Genomic DNA, 20,585 nt, shown 5'->3' with positions numbered 1-20,585 from the left:
GCAATTACACAGTGATAAATACGATGCAAATTGGTTTATTTTTTGGTTCTACTACGTGCTACACCGAAATGGCAGCAGAAAAGATTCGCGACATTATTGGTGCCGATATAGTTACCCTGCACAATATTAAAGACGAGCCACTAAAAAATGCGCAGCAGTACGACTTTATCATCTTTGGTATTTCAACATGGGATTTTGGTGAAATACAAGAAGACTGGGAGTCAAAATGGGACGACATAGCCGACGTAAACCTAAGCGGTAAAACCATTGCTTTATTTGGCATGGGCGATCAGCAAGGTTACGGGCAGTGGTTTCAAGATGCGCTAGGGATGCTGCACGACGAAATAAATACGCAAACATTTACCCAACTTGGTTTTTGGTCCAACGACAGTAGTTACGAGTTTGAAGCTTCAAAAGCGCTAACTCCCGATGGCAAACAATTTGTAGGGCTCGCACTGGACGAAGACAGCCAATACGAGCTAAGTGATGACCGTATTGCGACTTGGGTTGAACAAGTAATGACTGAATACGGCGAAACGCTTTAACTAAAATTGCGTAGCCATTATTGCTACGCTACAAAGTAATTACTCAACCCTTAGCCAATATTGGTTACGGAAAAAAAAGCCAATGTAACCACGTACTTCAAGTTTTTGACCTTCATCTTGCACTGTGAGCTGTAAGGTGTAGGTTTTACCATTTGTTGGGTCAAGTATTTCGCCATCTCCCCAAACGTCATCATCCTCAGCTTTTACATCAGTAATAATAGTCATTCCTAAAATAGGCTGATCTTTTAGCTCATCATCACATTTATTGCATATATCATTTTGTTTTGTAGGGTCTAGAATAGTTTCAACTTTACCGCTTAAAGTACCGTTGGTTTGGGTAATACGTACATACGACTTAGCTTGGTTTGTATCCTCGTCAATCGTTTTCCAAAGCCCAACTGGGGTCATGGCTGCCAGTGCACTTTGGCTTGCCAAAACAACCGCAGAGAATGTACTTAGTAGTATTATTTTATTTAATTTTTTCATTGTGTTGTCTTAATTCAATGTAACTAATGAGTGAATCATAACAGGTGATTTATAAACACACTATGAAAGAACAGTACCTAAAAAACCTAAACTAATAATCATTAGCTTAGGCTTAGGTTCAAATATAGGCTTTTTATTTATTTTTTAAAAACTACGAATGGCTACACTTGAGTTATTAAACTCAAATTTATTAATTTTTCCGCATTGCGCCATATGATTAGTGCTTGTATAAGGTGTATTGTTTTGAGCAATAGCAGTCTCCCATCCTTGGCCGTTTTTAATGAATGCTTTTAGTTCAAACCATCCATTAATCGCTTTACTGCAATCCATATCTACATCAAGCATCCAATAGTGTTCGCCCCATATATTTAAAGATGTCACACCAAAACCATCTGTGTTTACCGTTTTTTCAGCGCCCCAACCTGCTGGCCAAACATTCGTTGTCCAGTCGGTCGCAGAACCTTCTGCTTCGCTACTTTGCCCATTTTCTATGCCATACCAATCAAGGTAGTTATCATTTGCTTTCCAAGGGCTTGTTGTCACGTTTTTTAAATTATTATGACGAATAGGCATTGCACACTCAAAATTACTTGTTTGGCAATTTCGACCCAGATTTGCGTTTGCATAAGCGTGATCTACACCACCGCGCAAAAACATATCTTGTCCACTTTGCGTTTGTGCATTAATAAAAATAACCGTGCGTTGCCAGTCACTCCCTGTATTTGGCACAGAGCTTGTATTTAACTTGGCATTTTTATGAATTGCCATTGCATCCCAAGCACCAATATTGAGATTAATAGTACCGTCGGAATTAACCGTTATAACCTCGCCACTGCAACTTTTAGCATCAGCCGACAACTCGCCTTTTAGCACATTACAGTATTGCCCAGGCGCCATGTCTGTTTGCACCGTTGCAATGAGTGTTGAGTCTTCTTTGTTAATAGCCATATGACCCGAGCTACCTCGGCCAAATGATATTTGATTATTCGTGTTATCCCACCAATTTGTTACTGCCCAATTGTCGGCGGTGTTATTTCTAAAATCGACCCCGCCTGAAATATATGACCAGCGATGCTCACACTTCCAATTACTAGCAAAACACTCTAAGTTACCATTATTATGTACCGGTACGTTTGGCCCACCAGCATCTGTATCACCATGAAAATCATAACTCGACATTACTTTTGGATAACCGTACGGATAAGCCAACATAAATACATTAGCTAAGTCATATAAGCGGCCATCCTCAAAGGTAATTACATTACCAGCGCCGCCATGACCACGTTGATTATCGTGATTATCTACAAAAACCACCGCAGAAGAGCTAGGCATAAAGCCCCACCCTTCGCCAAAATTACTTAGCCATGCAAGCGAGCCGTTTCTAAAAGTATTACCAAGCTCAGTGCTATATTTAAATTCAGTTACTAAACCAGTGCTTAAATATTCAGAGGCGCCAACAGCCTCTCCACCTTGATCAATCACTTCTTGAAAAACCACTGGCGAGCCATTTACTTTGGCCATTAAATTTTGGATATCGCTTGCGGCAACATGTTTAGAAGCATCAAACCGAAAGCCTTTTACGCCAATAGCTTGTAAGTCGTTAATATATGCTGCAATGGTATTTTGCACATAGTTTGAAGCGGTATCTAAATCGGCAAGTCCAACGAGTTCACAATTTTGTACTCGGTAGCGATCGTTGCCATAATCAGAGCTATTAATGGTACAACTTTCATGAAAATCTTGTGGGCTATAAATAGGAAAGCTTTTATTACCAAAACTATTACCCGCTGTGCCTGTGCCACTTCCTGCTGCCATATGGTTAATAAGCGTATCAACATAAATATCAACCCCAGCTGCACTACAGCGATTTACCATATCAATAAACTGTGCACGGTTACCGCCACGACTTTGCAGTTCATAACTTACAGGCTGATAGCGTGTCCACCATTGGCCTCCTGTAATGTGTTCATTAGGTGGCGATACCTGCACTGCAGCATAGCCTTTTGGTCCTAAATACTGTTCACATTCTTGCGCTACATCTTGCCAATTCCATTCAAACAAATGCACAAATGTGGTGGGCGTAGCTGTGGCAATACTCGGTAAGAGCAACCCTAGACTTAAACCTGCGGTGGTGATTATTTTATTGAGTTTCATAGTGTGTGATCCAATTGTTGAGCGAGCAAAACAACTACTCGATTTTATTTACAAGTGGTTAACACTAGGCTTATAGTCGATGAAATAAAAACTGAATACGTATGCATAACGGGTAAACTATCCTTTATTACTAAATAACCTTCATTACTAAGTAACTTACATTTTTAAATAAAATGTTTTGCACAAAGCTATATAATCAGCAGTGTAGGTATTATCTAAGTTTCTAATACACAGGGTTGATGATTCTAAATCGCTTTTTACGTAGCTAAATGTCATTAAACTGCGGCTAATATCTTTATTGGGCGTGGCTTTTACTTGGCAGTGAGTATTTAAATAAAGCCCATTTTGAGTAGCAAGCTCAATAAATAATGCGCCTTCAACGCTTGGGAGTATTAAGTTAAAGCGAGAGCGACTATGGCTTAAACGTTTAAACGCATTTATTAACTCTTCAAAACTTAAGCCGTCGGTATGGCGCGCGGTATTACGCGCAGCATTCTCGCCTTTTAAACTGTGATTAAAATACGGCGGATTAGAGATAACCACGTCAAATTTAATTTCACTACTAAAGCTTTGAATAGTTTGGTGCTTAATACTTATTGTTGGCCACGGGCTATTAGCTATATTTTTTAATGCTTGGTTATGGGCGCTTTCGTCAATTTCTACCGCAGTTATATCAAGCTCATGACCACGTTGCTTACACATTAACGCTAATAAGCCGGTACCTGTGCCTATATCAAGTAGCGACCTTGCACCGCTTAAATTAGCCCATGCACCAAGCAAAATGCCATCGGTAGAAACTTTCATTGCACAGTGGTCGTGTTCAACTTTAAATTGTTTAAATACAAAACCAGACATTTTTTCACCTTTTCATTCACCAAGCGCAGCATAGCGCGTATAATCAGGGTAATTGTCCCTTATTTTAGACACTCTATGCAATTTTCTGAATTTGATCTTGATAACAAGCTACTCGATGCCATTAATAAAATGGGCTACGAGACGCCAACCAGCATTCAACAACAAGCTATTCCTGAAGCACTACAGGGGCGCGATATTTTAGCATCTGCGCCTACTGGTACAGGTAAAACAGCGGCATTTTTAATTCCGGCTATTCAGTACTTACTGGATTTCCCACGTCGTGACCCTGGTTTTGCGCGCGTCCTCGTTATGACCCCGACTCGTGAGTTGGCTTATCAAATTCATGAACAATGTGAACTACTAGCTAAACGCACACACCTAAAAATTGGTGTAGTAACGGGCGGTATTAACTACGGTACGCATAAAGAAATTTTTGAAAAAAATAACGATATTTTAATCGCCACACCAGGTCGATTAATGGAATACCTAGAAACCGAAAACTTTCATGCTGAACACGTAGAAATGCTTATTATTGATGAAGCAGATCGCATGTTAGATATGGGTTTCAAAAAAGAAATGAGCCGTATTTGTGACGAAGCTAAAAATCGTCGCCAATGTTTTTTATTCTCAGCAACACTTGAAGGTGACAGCGTAGAAAGGTTTGCTGAAAAAACATTAAACGACCCAGCTCTATTAGAAGCCGAATCGTCACGTAAAGAAAAAGCAAAAATTCATCAGTGGGTACATTTAGCCGACGATTATCATCATAAGCTTGAATTGTTAGTTAACACGCTAAAAAATCCTGACGTGACTAAAGCAATTGTGTTTGTTAAAACTCGCGAACGCTTAGAAACATTGATTGGTGAACTTACAACTAATGATGTAAAAGCAGCGTGGTTACGCGGCGAAATGCCACAAGACAAACGTATGAAAGCCATGGAAAACTTCCACAGTGGTAAAACAAGCATATTAGTTGCTACCGACGTAGCTGCACGTGGTATTGACGTATCTGACATCAGTCACGTTATTAACTTTGATATGCCGCGCACTGCCGACGTATATGTACACCGTATTGGTCGTACTGGCCGTGCTGGTAAAAAAGGCATAGCAATATCGTTAGTTGAAGCACATGACATTGGCATTTTATATAAAGTAGAGCGCTACGTTGAGCAAAAGTTAAAACGCCGTGTAATTAGAGGTGTTGAGCCACAGCATAAAGAAGCTAAGCCACCGGCTAAAAAGCGTAAAGATCCAGTAAAAATGAAAGCCAAGAAAAAGGCCAAGGTTAAAAAGAAGAAGTAACCTAAAACATTTTTATACTAAGCCGGCTTTTGCCGGCTTTTTAATGCAAGCCTTACAGGCTCTGGTGTTTGTACCATTATACCAATCCGCAATAATACTTAATCAATTTTAAGGATTAAATCTGACGCTAACTGCGTTAAAAAATTCTAATATAGAACAACTAAATAACGAAATTTTTGCCTTGTTATCGACACGATTTTCTTACCTCAAAATAAATCACTTAATTAAGCGAATTGGTATTACATATGTAACCCAAGCATGTAACTCATACCCATTTAAATGTAATTTTTGCCCACCTGAATTCCCACTTAATAAAATTACCTTATATTTCATAGTGTTAATATTGGCACCGAAATTGTAATTACAAAGATAACCTAGCCGATGGAATTTCCATTTTGTGGCTGCACTATTCACCGTAATGTAAGGATTAAGTTATGAACCGCTTCAAGTTAACTATCGCTTTAGTATCATTTTGTTGTTTATTTTTATTAGCTTGCGCTACAAAGGTAAGTGCAGCAACCAACATGGCAGTAGTAAGCAGTGTAGCCACTCAACCTAACCTACAACAAACTATCACCAACACCCTGCGAACTAACCCTAATCTAGCGTTAAGTGATATTCGTGTGCAGGTAAAAAATGGTGAAGTAGATTTATACGGTGAAGCACAAACTGGTTTTCAGCGCGCATTAGCTCAAAAATTTTTAGAAAATATGGATGGGGTTAAAATCATTCGTAATAAAATTAGCGTTATTTAATACGTACCACATAAACCTATTTATATAACTAATTCGTAAGCGCGGCTTGTTACTCCAACACAAGCTGCGCTTTTTTATTTTAATATTTCTAATTGTTTAGTCACATCACTTATTTTAAAACTACTTTTTTGCGAAGAATAACTATCAACAAATACTTCTTCGAAATTGCTCACTGTAGAATCTTCATTTAGCTCAAAAGGAAAACCCTTAAGCTCCTTTGTTTTTGTGTTGAACTTATAAATAAAATTATTGCCACTCAAACCAGCTGAAAAAATATATTGTTCGTTATTCAACCATCCACCGGTTTGATGAAACAAACCGATATTAAACTGGTTAGTTGTTTGATGAAGTCCAACCTTGAGTATATGACTTTCATTAAATGCAGACTTGGTTATTTCAATTGTTGGTAAAAACCAAAAACCCTCAGTGTCACCTGCAAAAACGGCTAAAAACTCACCATCGGGAGACCAACTAACAAAGTTACTTTCAGACTTTTCTCTAGCGCATAAAATACCATCCGATCTGCAAAATTCTCGTAACTGCTCTTTTACAATGTATACCGTTTTATTTGGTAGGGTAAGTGCGTTTATAGGGGTATCATTCTTATTAAGAAAAAGTATTTCAGCAGTATTGTCATCTACATTTAATTTATAGCTCAAACCATACTTAAAATTATGTTTTTCACTCGTACTCTGCTTATTACTTATTGATGTACACCCAAGCATGAAGCTTAATAAAGTAAGGGTTATGAACTGTAGTAATGCTACTTTACGCATTGATAAACTATTTAAATTAATAATGGTCATATTGTAATCACATTATCAGTTATGGCAAATAACACGGTTATCATAATAAACAAAAACCGATTAAATTTGGCTTACCCTGTTCAGGCTTAATAATTATTAAAAGCATGTACTAAAAAGCGCAATTTTACTCTGTAAAAATGCGCTGTTGGTAAGTAACTATTTCCCAATGCTTTTGGCTAATGTGTTTTAACTAAATTACTCACTTTGGCTAGAGTCAGCACCGTTGCTACTCTTTTTAGTTGATGACTGCGGGCTTATTTTATCGCTTATCATGGCATCGAGTTTCTCACCGCCCTTAATGCCAAAGTCGAGCGTACGAATTGGGAAAGGAATACTAATATCAGCTTCGTCGAGTGCCTGCTTAACGGCAACAACCCCTTTGTGGCGTACCGTCATAAAGTCAGGCTCGCCTGGGTATTTAATCCAAAACCATACCAGTAAGTTAATGCTGCTGTCGCCAAAACCTTCAGCGTATACGGCGGTTTCGTCTTTACGTATTACAAAGTTAAATTCATTTATTTTATCGGTAATAACTTGAGATGCTTTTTCTATGTCGTCGCCATACGAAATACCTACGGGTACTTCTATACGTCTTATACCTAGCGTGGTGTAATTTTTGAGTACATTTCTAAATAAGACTTTGTTTGGTACAAGTATTAGTTGCCCGTAAAAGCTCTCTATTAGCGTGTTACGTAAGTTTATTGAATGTATTGAACCAAACACATCATCGGTTTCTATTACATCACCTGTTTTAAATGGCTTGCGTACACCCATTGCTATACCTGCAATTAGGTTTTCGGTCATGTCTTGAAACGCAAAACCAATGGCCAAACCCACAATACCCGCACCAGCAAGTAGCGAAGTAACGGTGCCTTTTAGGCCAACAAAATCGAGCGCTATAAATAAACCTATGCACAACACAATAACTTTAAAAATTGATGCCATTAAATCGGCAATTTGTGTTGAGTCGAGAGAGCGGCGCAGTACGTTTTTCACCAGTTTGCCAGCAAAGCGCGCCAAAATTGAAAAAACAATAGCAATAACAATTGCCACTATAAAATTAGGAATATGGCTTATTACAACATCAAACCACCCTCCGAGCTTTTCTTCTATTAGTTTTTCGGCTTCGCCAACTGACGGAATGCTGATCATTTTATTTGCACCTATTTAGTTAGTGTTCTCATTAATATTAGATGAGGTTGCAAATATAACGCCAACATCAAAAAAGCCATGCAATGCATGGCTTTTCAATTGTTTATTTAAGCTTATGACCTAATTTTGTTCGTCGCGCATAAATACCGGCTCAAGCTCTTTAACCGTTGCCTCAGGGCTAAAGTAATAACCCGCTACAGTAAACTCTTTAAGTTGGCTTAATTGCGTTACTTTATTTTCGATAATGTAGCGCGCCATCATGCCGCGTGCTTTTTTAGCGTAAAAGCTAATTACCTTGTATTGACCGTTTTTACAGTCTTTAAAGTGTGGGGTAATAATTTGTGCATTTAATGCTTTTTTATCTACCGCTTTAAAATATTCGTTTGAAGCAAGGTTAACTAAGTATTGTGCGTCTTGCGCTTTTAATACTTCGTTTAGTTTGTTCGCTATTACGCTGCCCCAAAACTCGTATAAGTTTTTGCCACGCGAGTTTTCAAGCTTAGTGCCCATTTCAAGGCGATAAGCTTGCATTAAATCAAGTGGTTTTAATAAACCGTATAAGCCAGAAAGGATACGTAAATGGTTTTGTGCGTAATCAAGCTCGCTAGCTTTAAGCGTGCTTGCATCTAAACCGCCGTATACATCGCCATTAAAGGCAAGTGCGGCTTGTTTAGCATTACTTTGCGTAAACGGCTGCGCCCACTCACTAAAGCGTGCTGCGTTAAGCCCAGATAGCTTATCGCTAATTTTCATTAAACTGCCAATTTGCGCTGGTGTTAGTTCACGGCATACTTTCATGAGCTCTTCGCTGTGCTCTAGTAATTCAGGCTGAGTGAACTTGTCTGTTGCGGGTGGCGTTTCGTAATCAAGATTTTTTGCAGGTGAAATAACAGTGATCATAGTTAGCTATTGACTTGTAATTTATTTAGTGTCAATTTCAACATTAAATGAAACGAAAAGCACGTTTTGTTTAAATAAATCCTCTCTTAATAACCCATGCATTACCGTTTTTTTATTGATCAGGACATAAGACCTATCAAGCATTGTCACACTGTTGCAGTATGGATTGTATATATTAAGAGTGATTAGATTTTTCTTTTAACTTGCTTGGAATGAGGAAAGCAAATGACTTCAGCTCTACAAAGGCTAAAACAACATTCATCTATCGTAGCCGACACTGGTGATATTGAAGCTATTAAAAAGCATCAACCAGAAGATGCAACTACAAACCCGTCGCTTTTATTAAAAGCGAGCGAGATTGAAGCATATAAGCCTTACCTAGATAAAGCTTGGAGCTATGCAAAAGAAACCGAGCAAGAGCCGGCTAAACAACTTGAATTAGCATGTGATTACTTTGCCGTATTACTTGGTAAAGAAATTAGCGCTATTGTACCTGGTTATATTTCTACTGAAGTAGATGCACGCCTTTCGTTTAATACGCAAGCTACGATTGATAAAGCACATACCCTACTTAGCCTTTACGAAAAAGAAGGTGTAAGCAAAGACAAAATTTTAATTAAAGTAGCGTCTACATGGGAAGGTATTAAAGCCGCTGAGCAGCTAGAAAAAGAAGGCACTAAATGTAACCTTACTTTATTATTTAGCGATGCCCAAGCCCGCGCGTGTGCCGATGCAAACGTATTTCTAATTTCGCCATTTGTTGGCCGTATTTTAGATTGGCACGTTGCTAACGGTATGGAAAAACCAACCGATCCGCTACAAGATCCAGGTGTTCAGTCTGTACGCAGCATTTTTGAATTTTACAAACGCCATGACTACAAAACAGTTGTGATGGGTGCAAGTTTCCGTAACACAGGCGAAATTATTGCACTTACAGGTTGTGACAAGCTAACTATTAGCCCTAATCTTTTAGAAGATTTAGGCAACCTTGAAGGCGCACAAGAATACTTGCTGCAAAGCGATGTTCCACAAGAGCCAAAACCAGAGCCACTTACAGAAGCGCAGTTCCGTTGGTTACATAACCAAGATGCTATGGCTACTGAAAAACTAGCTGAAGGTATTCGCTCTTTTGCTGATGCACAAGAACAACTAGAAGCGCGTTTTAAAGCAATGTAATTTGCTATAATCGTGTTTTAGAAAACGTCGCAATAGCGGCGTTTTTTTATGCCTAAAATACGCTATTTCTCTATACAATCTTCATATCGACTTCATATAATCCTCGTATAAACCTTCATCAATTAATCACACTTACGTAACATAACTGTCACTTTTTTGTTCTATTTTAGCTAGGCCTGTGGTATAGGTATTCTTGAGGTCATAAATCAATAGGAGAAATTCATGGATAGCCTAAACGATATATTAGAGATATTAGAAGGTCCTGATACAACTAGAAAAACCTCTCAAAAGAATAAAAAAAAGGAAGTGGCGTGAAATAGAAGCAATAAAAGACAAACAGCGCCTACGCAAAGAACTACAAGAACTAGACTACTTTACAGACAGTATTGCAATTGAAGAGCTCGACTTTTAATTCAATACGCCCCAACTAAACAAAAAGGCTTCCGATATATGGAAGCCTTTTTTAATGCGCTGAAAATAGCTGCATGAGATAAATTTATGATTCAGAGCTCAGGTTATTTACACCTGCCAGTTAATCGGTTTTTCACCTTGGGCTTGTAATAGCTCATTCGTTTTTGAAAAATGCTGACAGCCAAAAAAGCCTCTATGCGCCGAAAGCGGTGATGGGTGCGGCCCTTTTAAAACATAATGGCGAGCGCTATCTATGCCTTTACCTTTTTTTTGTGCATGTGCACCCCATAAAATAAATACCACACCTTCGCAGTGTTTATTAATATGCGCTATTACATTATCGGTAAATTGCTCCCACCCTAAATGCTTATGAGAATGCGCTTGCCCTTGCTCAACGGTCAATACTGTATTGAGTAAAAACACGCCCTGATCTGCCCAGCTTTGCAGGTACCCATGTTCAGGAACAGCAAAACTGCTGATATCGGTAGCTAACTCTTTGTACATATTTTTAAGCGACGGCGGCAGCTTTTTTACATCAGGCAATACCGAAAAACACAAGCCATGCGCTTGCCCTTCTCCGTGGTATGGGTCTTGTCCTAAAATTACAACGCGGATGTCATTTAGTGCTGTGGCATCAAAAGCACTAAATACTTGAGGTTCAGGCGGATAAACAGCAACACCTTCATTGCGGCGATTAGCCACATACTCTAACGTTTGCTGCATGTAAGGTTGCTGTAATTCACTTTCTAAAAATGTAGCCCAATCGCTCATTGTGTACTCTTAATCTGTTTACGTGATGCATCTATTTTATCACACATATCCGCGAGTCCATCTAGCATGCGCACAGTAAAACGATGTAATAAATCGGCATTTACGCTAATAAATTGATCATTTTTAACAGCGGGCACTTCTGGCCACTTTTGCCAATTAACAACCGGCTGTGGTGTTTTTGATTTTTCATCAGGGATAATAATAACTTGTGGCTTAGTAACAATGACATTTTCGATACTAATTTGTGGGTAATCTGTAACGCTCTGTGCAAATACATTACTTACATGGCATGTTTCAATCAGTTGGCTTATCCATGTATTTTTACTTACTGTCATCATGGGCTCAGCCCATAACTGATAAAACCCGGTAATATTTTTTTTATCTTGCTGGCTTTTAACAATACCATTTAGCTTATGTTTAAATGCGCTTGCCGCTTGCTGGCTTTGCTCAATATTCCCTGTAAATTCACCAAAAGTCAGTAACTCGTCGGCAACACCTGCGATTGTGGTGGGATTACTCAAATACACTTTTATACCTAAACGCTCTATTTGGGCTAAATCTTCGCTTTGATTTCCGCTTTTCCACGCAATAACTAAGTCAGGTTTAAGCGCCAATACTTTTTCAAGCGAGATGCCGTAATAACCCCCTATGCGCTCAATACTTTGGGCTTCACTTGGGTAGTCGGCGTAATCAACCGTGCCCACAATATTATCGCCCGCCCCTATGGCAAATAGGTTTTCGACTATATGTGGTGCAAGCGCGATTATCCGTAGCTTTTTAGAATCATTTGCCTGCTCTGCAAGTGCACTGCCCGACACACTAAAAAGCAGTAGCCCAATAAAAAACGCTTTAAACATTAGTAATCAAACCCTTCGAGCGCTTTTATGCCTGAGTCGAATGCATGTTTTACATTACGCACTTCACTTACGGTGTCGGCAAGGTCGGTTAAAGTGCGGTGTGCTGCACGCCCTGTAATAATAACTGACTGCATTGGTGGGCGGTTATTAAGCGCTGTTACTACTTCATCTAAATCAACGTAGCCGTAGGTCACCATATACGTAAGCTCATCAAGTAATACTAAATCAATACTGCTATCAGCAAGCATGCGTTTTGACTCTTGCCATGTTGCTTGGGCGGCTGCAGTATCGGCTTCTTTATTTTGCGTATCCCAAGTAAAACCGGTGTTCATTACAACAAACTCAACGCCTGCACCTTGTAATAAATTACGCTCGCCACATTCCCACGTACCTTTAATATATTGGCAAACAGCGGCTTTTTTACCATGCCCAACGCAGCGTGCTACAACGCCAAAGCCCGAGGTTGATTTACCTTTACCGTTACCGGTAATTACCTGAAAGATACCTTTTACATCTTGCGCAGCGGCAACGCGCGCATCCACTTGTTCTTTTACTTTTTGTTGGCGCTGCTTGTGCTTATCGTTGTTTTGTTCAGTCATTATTGTGCCCTTCATAAATCGAGATAATTTGCTGTATATTTAAATGCGCTTCGCACATGGTTGCTAATCGTTCTAACTGCTGCTCGCGGTGAGCGGCAATACTTATTGGGTTAATTGAGGCGCTTGGTTTTACCCATTTTAAAATTTGCGATGTAGCATCGGCCTCATCAAATAAACCATGTAAATAAGTGCCTGCAATGGCGTTATCATCGCTAATAAAGCCATCAAACGTAAAACCATGTGGATGGCTTTCATCAAAGGTTAAAAATGGCTTATTAAGCGCTGCACCTTGGCTAATCCCTGCATGTATTTCGTAGCCACTACAGGGTGTTGATTGGTTATTTAAAAGCAGTGTAGCGGTTATTTTAGTTAATACTTTTTGTGCTGTCAGCGTGGTTTCAAAATCGCACAGGGCAAGTCCATTTACTTGCTTTAATGACGATTCAATACCCTCGGGATCGTTGATTGTATTGCCCAGCATTTGCATGCCGCCACAAATACCAAGTACTTTGCCACCATAGCGTAAGTGGCGCTTAATTTGAGTGTCCCAGCCTTCATTTTTCAAAAAACTTAAATCACCCAGCACATTTTTACTGCCTGGGAGAATTATCAGATCAACGTCTGGGATCGTTTGCGTATGGCGCACATAATTTATATTAATGTTTGGGTGCAAACGCAGTGCATCAAAATCGGTATGGTTACTAATGTGTGGCACAAGCAGCACTGCAATATTAATTGTGGCGTTGGTTACATTATTATCAATTGCGACAGCGTCCTCAGCATCAAGCGCGAGGTCGTGCAAATAAGGTAATACGCCAAGTACGGGTTTGTTTGTGTATTCTTCAAGCCAATCAAGCCCGCCTTGCAGCAAACCTATATCGCCTCTAAAGCGGTTTATAACAAAGCCCTTTACGCGCGCCTGCTCTGACTCGCTTAACAACGCAAGCGTACCTACCAAGTGTGCAAATACGCCGCCTTTATCAATATCAGCAATTATAATTACTGGGCAATCTACCTCTTCGGCGTAGCCCATATTGGCAATATCGTTTTCACGCAGGTTTATTTCAGCAGGGCTACCCGCTCCTTCAACAAGGAGTAATTCAAAGCATTTAGCTAAGCGGTTATGTGAGGTAATTACTGCATCCATCGCCACTTTTTTATAGTCGTGATATTTGCCCGCTTCCATATTACTAATGGCTTTTCCGTGAATAATCACTTGTGCGCCCGTGTCGCTATTAGGTTTAAGCAAAATAGGATTAAAGTCTATTTCGGGCTCTACTTTAGCTGCTATTGCTTGCAAAGCTTGCGCACGACCTATTTCGCCGCCATCTTTTGTTACTGCGCTATTAAGTGCCATATTTTGTGGTTTAAAAGGCGCAACCTTTACCCCTCGCTTAGCAAACACCCTGCAAAGGGCAGCAACTAAAGTGCTTTTACCAGCATCTGATGTAGTGCCTTGCACCATTAAGGTTTTCATGGAATTACACCTTTCGCTTTCTAAAAAACAATAAACTCAAAAAGAATACGCTGCCAATAGCTGCAGTAATAACGCCTACGGGCAGCTCTTGGTTTTTAAGCAATGAGCGCGAAAGTACATCAACCCACACCATAAATGTACCGCCCACCAAGCTGGTTACCAGTAAGCCAGCGATGGTGCCTTGGGATATAAAAAAGCGCACAATATGCGGTATCATTAATCCTACAAACCCAATACCGCCACACATAGCCACCAGCACAGCGGTAATTAATGAGCTCAAAACCAGCATAAGTATTCTAAAGCGCTGAACCCTCACACCTAATGTAATTGCGCTTTCATCGCCAAGTAACATAGCATTGAGTTGCCTTCTAAAGCTCAGCATTACAAACGTACACAATGTAATTACCAATAAAGGTAACCAAAGCGTAGGCCACTGCGCACGCGCAAAGCTGCCCAGCGTCCAAAATAAAATAGCCGCTACTGCCTGAGGATCGCTCCAATAAAGCAACAAACTAGTAAAAGCACTAAATAAAAACGACAGAGCAACGCCAGCTAATAGCATTGATTCTACCTGTGCACTTTGCTGCCTACCTGCAATAAGTATTAATAAACTCATAGCGAGTAAGCTGCCCAGCAATGCTGCTGCCGATAACATAAAGCCTGCGCTAATACCTGCTAGCGCCATAAGTAACACCACGCCAAATGAGGCACCCGACGATATACCAAACAAGTAAGGATCGGCTAAAGGGTTACGCGTTACCGTTTGTAAAATAAGCCCCGAAATTGCTAAACCAGAGCCAGCTAAAAAGGCGAGTAATGTGCGTGGCATTCTTAGTTCAAAAATAATACGCGTATTAAAAGACGCCTCATTTGAGAGCAAAAAACTATTAAGTACGTCTTGAAGTGAGGTATCTGCTGCACCAAAACTAAGTGCTGCAAATAAGCTAAATAAAGCAGCTGCAACACTTACAAATAGCGCTAGTGATTGGCGAGTATTAACAGTGCTCATGTTATTTGTAGCCATAAAAGTAAGTAATATGAGGGATGCTATTTCCCGATTTCGATAATTGCGGGTGGTTATTTACTTGGGCGCAGACACCAAAAACGTCGCCTAGCATGTTTTCGGTTAATACCTCACTTGGCGCGCCTGTATGTGTAATTTCACCGTTTTTAATAACCACTAGTTCATCGCACATTGCAGAAGCTAAGTTTAAATCGTGAAACGATGCAAACACCGTTACACCCAACGATTTAGCAAGCTCCATTACCTGTATTTGATATTTAACATCTAAATGGCTAGTTGGTTCGTCCATTATTAACAGCTGAGGTTGCTGGACTATCGCACGGGCTATCAAGGCACGTTGCTTTTCACCACCCGAAAGTGACTCAAAGCTTTGTTCGCTATGATCTGCCAACCCTACAGTGTTGATAGCTTGGGTAATTTTTTGTTTATCAATGTTAGTTACTGAGCTAAATAGCGATTTATGAGGCGTTAGCCCAAGCGCAATAACGTCAAATACACTTAAGTTAAATTGCGACGGAGTTTCTTGTAAAACAACCGCTACTTTTTTTGCGTACTCATCGCTTTTTAATTGCCAAATATCGGTGTTGTTAAACTCTACAACGCCATCACTGGGTTTACTAAAACGATACAAACAACGCAATAAGCTCGATTTACCTGCGCCATTGGGGCCAATCAAACCAACAAATTTACCTGTAGTTATTTTAAGGTCTATTTTTTTGAGAATCGTTTTATTGCCAATACCCCACGATACGTTTTTAACGTTTAGTAATGGTGTATTTAATGGCGTTTGAGTGTGCAATAGTCAGTCCTAGATAGGGTCTGTTGATCTTTCAAGGTTAAATTTGCAACAGTCTGTTTGGTATTTAGGCAAGGCAGAGCCTATGTAGTGTAGTTATTCCCCATAAATGGGCAATAACGTAGCATTAATGCCAAACAGGCGCTGCCCAAAGGGTTCTTCCTAGGGGCTATTTACTCTTTGTTGCTCGGTTTTTACTTAGCTCACTAGGTTACAAACCTCGCGCCGCGATTAAATAGCCCCTAGTTTGAACAAATTTTAATCCGCAAAGTTCAACAGACCCTAGGTTAAACTCACTAAATATGCGATAAAAATACTAAGGCACTACAAGAAAAAATGAGTAAACCCGCTCGTTAAAAAAATTTATACCAATTGCATTAAATTAGTGATTTACTATAGCGACAAAGAAATAGTTTAATAACAAGGCGGAAATTATGACATATAGTTGTTATCACTAATTGCTCCCTGCATTGCTCTACCTCCATGCAGTCGACTATGAATAATTTTTAACGAAGTTAGTAAGTTATTTAATTCACTAGAAAGATCATGCTTTTAATAAAATTGGTACTATACCATTTGTATCTGACTTAAAGCTTTGCGCTAATTACAGTTGCGGGAACAGTCGAGGACTCGCACCTCATTCCAAATTAATCTCTATTATGGGCGGCTAAGTAAATAATTTAAAGCAAAAAAAACCGCACTCAAAAGAGCGCGGTTAAAAAGGGAGTGTTTTAACTAATTTAGCGAATAGTTAAAACTTGTATTCCATACCTAAGCCTAAGTAATCTTGGTCAACGTTGTTGTCCATGTCGAAGCCCGAGTAAAAACCAAATACTTTAATATTTTTATTTAACTTGTGATCAACACCTACTGAGATTGCTGACTTATCATCGCTGTCGTCAAAATCCATAGTTTGGTATTGCACTTTAAATGTATTGTTTCCCATTATGTAAGCTGCACTTAATAAGTACCCGTCAGCCTCTGCGCTGCCGTCTACTTTTTCTTGTGTTTGGTACATTGCGCCTACTTTAAAATCATCAATTTTACCTTGAACAGTTGCACGAACTACATCGTAGCCATTTACTTCACTATCAACACCAATTGATGCATATACTTTACTCTTTTTAAGTGAAGAATCGCCATAAGTAAGTCCTAGTGAATAGCCATTTTTTTGCATCTTCATCATCTTCTGCAATAAAAGTAGCAAGTACTCTAAAATCTTCGTAAGTATTTGATGAATAAGTAACAGAATCACCTAAACGATTTTCGCCTTTAAATATACTTTTAATATCGCCTTCAAGGTCGCTAAATAAATCAACTTTACCTTGAGATAACTTAAGTGCAGTATCGTGTCGACCAACAACAACTTGGCCAAATGCACCTTTTAACCCTATATATTGGTTACGCGCAGAAATATTGTCATCATTATCACCCTTTGAGTCCGCATCAGATACGTCAACTTGAAACTCAAATTTATAAACAGCCTCTAAGCCCTCTGTTATCTTTTCAGAACCTTTAAGACCAAAGCGAGAATTATTACTTTTAATTTCAGTGAACGACCCTTCACCGTCATCAGATGATTGAATAGTTACATTCGCTTTGCCGTACACGTCTACATCAGCAAGAGCATTAAAAGATAAGCCACTTAATAGCGCTAAACATAAGCTCGATTTTACAAATTTCATGTTATTTCCTTGGATAATCACAAAAGACTAATTTTAAAACAGCAGCAGTTTGTCACTGTAAAATTACAGAAATATTACAATCGAAATATTTCTGTAATTTTAAATTAATAAAAGTGCATTAAATATGAAATCAAAATAACATCGATACTCAGCAACTCATTTGTACCTATAAACTAGGCTCCAACGTCAAGCTAGGTGTCATTTGTGATAACAAATTTACCAACGTTTCTATTAATTCTTTCTGTTCATTATCTCTATGATAGGCAATAAATACATCTCGTGACGTATTTTTTACATCTTTAACATGAAATAAATCACCTTTATTTAAATGATGCTCTACAAGTACTTGAGGAATAAACGCACTCCCGCCGCACTGTAATATTAAATCAAGTGCTATACGACCAGTACTTGTTCTGAAGTAAGGCGGCGTTTTACCTGTAAACTGACGCGCATGCCAAAGTGAAAAAGTTGTTCCCCAATCAACATATACATATTGGTTATCAAAAAAGTTTTCGTTAGTTGCAGTATCATAGCCACTCACTGGAATAATAGGCAGTTCACAAATTCGCTCTACTACTAATTCATCTACTTTCGGTGGATCAAATAAAATGGCTAAATCGAGAGTTCGCTCTAATAACAACCGAGTGCTTTCTTGTTGTGCTTTAACCTCTGCCACTAATGACACGCCCGGCATCGCCGATACAATATTTGTTATACCAAACTGTAAAAAAGCATCCCAAATATTAGGCGTTCCTGCTAAGCTAATTTGCTTATGCATATTATCGGCAAGCGCAACATCTACTTTGGCGCGTTGCATACCCGTAATAATCATTTGAGCATGTGGCAACAAACGTTCACCCGGCGCTGTAAGTTGAATATTATTACGCTGGCGTATAAATAAATTAACCCCAAGTCCCTGCTCTAACTGACGAATCCTAAAGCTCACCGCAGATTGGGTGATATAAAGGTTTTCGGCCGCTTTACCAAAGTGACGTGTACGCACAACTTCAACAAATGTTTTTAATAAATCTATATCCAATTTTTTATCCTCACGATAAAAATAACTTGTTTAATAAATTGCCAAACTTGCATCATACTCCAGCTAATTACTAAGGCATGAGGATAAAGCTATGAGCAATGATATTTCACTACTTCGTCAAGCATTTGTTAGCCAACGTCAGTTTTATGATGATCACAACTTCCCACGCGGTTTTAGCCGTAGTGGAAACTTCACCTTATTAGAAGCAAGCATATTAGACCAACATGGCGTTGTTTTAAAAGGCTTACACAATAAAACTATTGAGCCACAAAACGAACACCAAGAACAATTTTTAGCCGTAGCAATGGGGACTTTAGAGCCAACAAATCCGATTGAGCGTGCTTGGATTAAATACCTTAAACTTACAACATGTAAGAGTAAGTTTCATACCCTATTTGGGCGCTCAAAAATATCAGGGCCAGCTCCTATAAGCCAAGAGTATTATTCTGAAGCAGATAACCTATAAGCTCTTCACTTATTTGCTTTTTTGCGTTTTAGCAGTTACAACTTGTATAAGCAAATACTTTTGCAAAAATATAAACAAGGTTGTGACGTGACGCGAAGAATACTAATAGTTGAAGATACGCCTACAATAGCGCGGGTGCAAAAACACATCGCGCTTAAAGCGGGTTATGAAGTAGATATAGCTGAATCTCTAACTCAAACAAAAGAACTTATCAGTAAAAATAGCTACTTTTGTGCTGTAGTTGACTTTATTTTACCTGATGCGCCTAATGGCGAAGCAATTCCTTGTACTATCGCTGCTGAAATTCCAACGATTGTAATGACGGGTAATATTGATAAAAAAACACGCGATACAGTAGAAAAATACCCTATAATTGACTACATCATCAAAGAAAATAAACAAGCGTATCAGTATCTCGAAAAACAGCTATTACGACTACCTCGAAACGAAAATGTAAAAGTACTCGTTGTTGACGACTCTTTATCCACACGACAGTATATATGTAGCTTGTTAACCCGTCATAAATATCAAACTTTACAAGCTGAAGATGGTAAACAAGCACTTGTTATGCTTGAAGCATCACCTGATATCTCCGTTATTATCACTGATAATGAAATGCCTAATATGAACGGCGATGAACTATGCACAGAAATCAGGCGTTTATATGATAACGATGAAAAAGCAATAATTGGCATTTCAGGCGCTGACTCTTCAGATTTATCTACCTTATTCTTAAAAAATGGGGCAAATGATTACCTACATAAACCTTTCAATAGTGAGGAGTTTTATTGTCGATTAAGCCAAAATGTCGATATGTTAACGCTTTTAGCAACCATAAAAAACCAAGCTAATACAGACTACCTCACAAAAATCCCCAATCGTCGTTACTTTTTTGAAGAGGCTAGAAAATCCCTTAAAAAAATTGAACTTGATAACGGTAATGGCGCATTAGCTATGCTTGATATCGATCACTTTAAAGCAATTAATGATACCTATGGCCACGATGCAGGCGACGAAGTATTAAAAGGTTTATCTATTTGTTTTAGCAAATACTTTAAAAAGTATTTAGTAGCACGCTTGGGGGGCGAAGAGTTTGCTGTTTATTTTGCCGATACCGATAAACAAGAAGCACTCAAAAAACTTGAAGGATTTAGGTATTTTATAGAAGCTAATAGCCAACAATTTAGTAAAGCCAACATTAGATTCACTATTTCTATTGGTTTTTCGTCAGGGCCTGTTTATCAAATTGATGAGCTATTAAAACAGGCCGACTTAAAACTTTATGATGCAAAAGAAACTGGCCGTAACAAAATTATTAGCTAAAATAGT

General features: G+C 38.9%; 19 protein-coding genes, 2 pseudogenes and 1 riboswitch. Of the genes and pseudogenes, 7 read left to right on the top strand and 14 right to left on the bottom strand.

The genetic code is table 11. The features are described from left to right. The first annotated feature begins 23 nt into the window (after positions 1–23). On the top strand, positions 24–545 hold the full coding sequence (fldB, locus tag P20495_RS09755) for a flavodoxin FldB (protein WP_008136395.1): 522 nt from the start codon (positions 24–26) through the stop codon (positions 543–545). Positions 546–584: 39 nt separating this feature from the next. Here the strand turns inward: fldB and P20495_RS09760 are convergent, their stop codons facing one another. The 3 genes from P20495_RS09760 to P20495_RS09770 form a co-directional block, all read right to left on the bottom strand. Further along, entirely contained in the window at positions 585–1,031 is a 447-nt protein-coding gene (locus P20495_RS09760; protein WP_007376472.1) for a DUF2147 domain-containing protein, read from the bottom strand. A 144-nt stretch (positions 1,032–1,175) separates the two neighbouring features. Further along, on the bottom strand, positions 1,176–3,185 hold the full coding sequence (locus P20495_RS09765; RefSeq protein WP_008136394.1) for an alpha-amylase family protein: 2,010 nt from the start codon (positions 3,183–3,185) through the stop codon (positions 1,176–1,178). Positions 3,186–3,341: 156 nt separating this feature from the next. Next, positions 3,342–4,040 carry a tRNA1(Val) (adenine(37)-N6)-methyltransferase gene (locus tag P20495_RS09770; RefSeq protein ID WP_008136393.1) on the bottom strand — a complete coding sequence of 233 codons (699 nt, stop codon included), beginning with the start codon at positions 4,038–4,040 and terminating at the stop codon, positions 3,342–3,344. 75 nt (positions 4,041–4,115) lie between these two features. On the opposite strand from P20495_RS09770, the gene srmB reads away from it, so the two are divergent. Continuing rightward, complete coding sequence (srmB, locus tag P20495_RS09775) at positions 4,116–5,342, top strand: ATP-dependent RNA helicase SrmB (protein ID WP_007376476.1); 1,227 nt, start codon at positions 4,116–4,118, stop codon at positions 5,340–5,342. Positions 5,343–5,776: 434 nt separating this feature from the next. Beyond that, on the top strand, positions 5,777–6,097 hold the full coding sequence (locus tag P20495_RS20585; RefSeq protein ID WP_033015799.1) for a BON domain-containing protein: 321 nt from the start codon (positions 5,777–5,779) through the stop codon (positions 6,095–6,097). 74 nt (positions 6,098–6,171) lie between these two features. Here the strand turns inward: P20495_RS20585 and P20495_RS09780 are convergent, their stop codons facing one another. The 3 genes from P20495_RS09780 to yaaA form a co-directional block, all read right to left on the bottom strand. Beyond that, a complete protein-coding gene (locus P20495_RS09780) occupies positions 6,172–6,903 on the bottom strand; it encodes a hypothetical protein (protein WP_008136390.1) in 732 nt (243 codons plus the stop codon). A gap of 195 nt (positions 6,904–7,098) precedes the next feature. Then, positions 7,099–8,055 (bottom strand): mechanosensitive ion channel family protein, encoded by a 957-nt coding sequence (locus P20495_RS09785; protein WP_008136389.1) that lies wholly within the window; start codon positions 8,053–8,055, stop codon positions 7,099–7,101. Positions 8,056–8,175: 120 nt separating this feature from the next. Continuing rightward, positions 8,176–8,955, bottom strand: coding sequence for a peroxide stress protein YaaA (gene yaaA / locus P20495_RS09790; RefSeq protein ID WP_007376480.1), 780 nt, complete (start codon positions 8,953–8,955; stop codon positions 8,176–8,178). A 225-nt stretch (positions 8,956–9,180) separates the two neighbouring features. On the opposite strand from yaaA, the gene tal reads away from it, so the two are divergent. Together tal and P20495_RS20580 are read left to right on the top strand one after the other, a co-directional pair. Further along, on the top strand, positions 9,181–10,131 hold the full coding sequence (gene tal, locus P20495_RS09795; protein ID WP_008136388.1) for a transaldolase: 951 nt from the start codon (positions 9,181–9,183) through the stop codon (positions 10,129–10,131). 222 nt (positions 10,132–10,353) lie between these two features. Then, positions 10,354–10,543 (top strand): annotated as a pseudogene (locus P20495_RS20580) (DUF3545 family protein). A 107-nt stretch (positions 10,544–10,650) separates the two neighbouring features. Here P20495_RS20580 and ung read toward each other — a convergent pair. The 8 genes and pseudogenes from ung to P20495_RS09830 form a co-directional block, all read right to left on the bottom strand. After that, positions 10,651–11,313 carry a uracil-DNA glycosylase gene (gene ung / locus P20495_RS09800; RefSeq protein WP_008136387.1) on the bottom strand — a complete coding sequence of 221 codons (663 nt, stop codon included), beginning with the start codon at positions 11,311–11,313 and terminating at the stop codon, positions 10,651–10,653. Beyond that, positions 11,310–12,170: a cobalamin-binding protein gene (locus tag P20495_RS09805; RefSeq protein ID WP_008136386.1), complete on the bottom strand. Its 861-nt coding sequence runs from the start codon at positions 12,168–12,170 to the stop codon at positions 11,310–11,312. Before P20495_RS09805 ends, ung begins: the two co-directional genes overlap by 4 nt. Continuing rightward, the gene (gene cobO, locus P20495_RS09810; RefSeq protein ID WP_007376484.1) at positions 12,170–12,769 is read right to left on the bottom strand and encodes a cob(I)yrinic acid a,c-diamide adenosyltransferase; all 600 of its coding nucleotides are present in this window, start codon (positions 12,767–12,769) and stop codon (positions 12,170–12,172) included. The genes P20495_RS09805 and cobO overlap by 1 nt, the downstream gene beginning before the upstream one ends. Further along, positions 12,762–14,246: a cobyric acid synthase gene (locus P20495_RS09815; protein ID WP_008136385.1), complete on the bottom strand. Its 1,485-nt coding sequence runs from the start codon at positions 14,244–14,246 to the stop codon at positions 12,762–12,764. The genes cobO and P20495_RS09815 overlap by 8 nt, the downstream gene beginning before the upstream one ends. Before the next feature lie 4 nt (positions 14,247–14,250). Then, complete coding sequence (locus P20495_RS09820) at positions 14,251–15,255, bottom strand: iron ABC transporter permease (RefSeq protein ID WP_008136384.1); 1,005 nt, start codon at positions 15,253–15,255, stop codon at positions 14,251–14,253. Position 15,256: 1 nt separating this feature from the next. Continuing rightward, a complete protein-coding gene (locus P20495_RS09825) occupies positions 15,257–16,069 on the bottom strand; it encodes an ABC transporter ATP-binding protein (protein WP_008136383.1) in 813 nt (270 codons plus the stop codon). Between the two features lie 552 nt (positions 16,070–16,621). Then, positions 16,622–16,762: riboswitch (cobalamin riboswitch) on the bottom strand. 55 nt (positions 16,763–16,817) lie between these two features. Further along, positions 16,818–17,751 (bottom strand): annotated as a pseudogene (locus P20495_RS20575) (porin). 166 nt (positions 17,752–17,917) lie between these two features. Further along, complete coding sequence (locus tag P20495_RS09830) at positions 17,918–18,790, bottom strand: LysR family transcriptional regulator (protein WP_007376489.1); 873 nt, start codon at positions 18,788–18,790, stop codon at positions 17,918–17,920. A 91-nt stretch (positions 18,791–18,881) separates the two neighbouring features. Here P20495_RS09830 and P20495_RS09835 point away from each other — a divergent pair, with 91 nt between their 5' ends. After that, on the top strand, positions 18,882–19,256 hold the full coding sequence (locus P20495_RS09835; RefSeq protein WP_008136380.1) for a DUF413 domain-containing protein: 375 nt from the start codon (positions 18,882–18,884) through the stop codon (positions 19,254–19,256). Between the two features lie 87 nt (positions 19,257–19,343). Further along, positions 19,344–20,579: a response regulator gene (locus P20495_RS09840; RefSeq protein ID WP_033015804.1), complete on the top strand. Its 1,236-nt coding sequence runs from the start codon at positions 19,344–19,346 to the stop codon at positions 20,577–20,579. Positions 20,580–20,585: the final 6 nt, after the last annotated feature.

It is taken from the genome of Pseudoalteromonas sp. BSi20495 (assembly GCF_000241185.1).
GTDB lineage: Bacteria > Pseudomonadota > Gammaproteobacteria > Enterobacterales > Alteromonadaceae > Pseudoalteromonas > Pseudoalteromonas fuliginea.
Note: the sequence above shows the minus strand (reverse complement) of the source record. Positions and strands in the feature narration are given on the sequence as shown.

What these genes read in the sequence shown, in the direction of transcription:
- P20495_RS09805 (WP_008136386.1), bottom strand. Translation starts at nt 12,170, where the DNA reads ATGTTTAAAGCGTTTTTTATTGGGCTACTGCTTTTTAGTGTGTCGGGC.
- tal (WP_008136388.1), top strand. Translation starts at nt 9,181, where the DNA reads ATGACTTCAGCTCTACAAAGGCTAAAACAACATTCATCTATCGTAGCC.
- P20495_RS09780 (WP_008136390.1), bottom strand. Translation starts at nt 6,903, where the DNA reads ATGACCATTATTAATTTAAATAGTTTATCAATGCGTAAAGTAGCATTA.
- P20495_RS09770 (WP_008136393.1), bottom strand. Translation starts at nt 4,040, where the DNA reads ATGTCTGGTTTTGTATTTAAACAATTTAAAGTTGAACACGACCACTGT.
- P20495_RS09785 (WP_008136389.1), bottom strand. Translation starts at nt 8,055, where the DNA reads ATGATCAGCATTCCGTCAGTTGGCGAAGCCGAAAAACTAATAGAAGAA.
- ung (WP_008136387.1), bottom strand. Translation starts at nt 11,313, where the DNA reads ATGAGCGATTGGGCTACATTTTTAGAAAGTGAATTACAGCAACCTTAC.
- P20495_RS09760 (WP_007376472.1), bottom strand. Translation starts at nt 1,031, where the DNA reads ATGAAAAAATTAAATAAAATAATACTACTAAGTACATTCTCTGCGGTT.
- P20495_RS09815 (WP_008136385.1), bottom strand. Translation starts at nt 14,246, where the DNA reads ATGAAAACCTTAATGGTGCAAGGCACTACATCAGATGCTGGTAAAAGC.
- P20495_RS09820 (WP_008136384.1), bottom strand. Translation starts at nt 15,255, where the DNA reads ATGAGCACTGTTAATACTCGCCAATCACTAGCGCTATTTGTAAGTGTT.
- yaaA (WP_007376480.1), bottom strand. Translation starts at nt 8,955, where the DNA reads ATGATCACTGTTATTTCACCTGCAAAAAATCTTGATTACGAAACGCCA.
- fldB (WP_008136395.1), top strand. Translation starts at nt 24, where the DNA reads ATGCAAATTGGTTTATTTTTTGGTTCTACTACGTGCTACACCGAAATG.
- P20495_RS20585 (WP_033015799.1), top strand. Translation starts at nt 5,777, where the DNA reads ATGAACCGCTTCAAGTTAACTATCGCTTTAGTATCATTTTGTTGTTTA.
- P20495_RS09835 (WP_008136380.1), top strand. Translation starts at nt 18,882, where the DNA reads ATGAGCAATGATATTTCACTACTTCGTCAAGCATTTGTTAGCCAACGT.
- P20495_RS09765 (WP_008136394.1), bottom strand. Translation starts at nt 3,185, where the DNA reads ATGAAACTCAATAAAATAATCACCACCGCAGGTTTAAGTCTAGGGTTG.
- cobO (WP_007376484.1), bottom strand. Translation starts at nt 12,769, where the DNA reads ATGACTGAACAAAACAACGATAAGCACAAGCAGCGCCAACAAAAAGTA.
- srmB (WP_007376476.1), top strand. Translation starts at nt 4,116, where the DNA reads ATGCAATTTTCTGAATTTGATCTTGATAACAAGCTACTCGATGCCATT.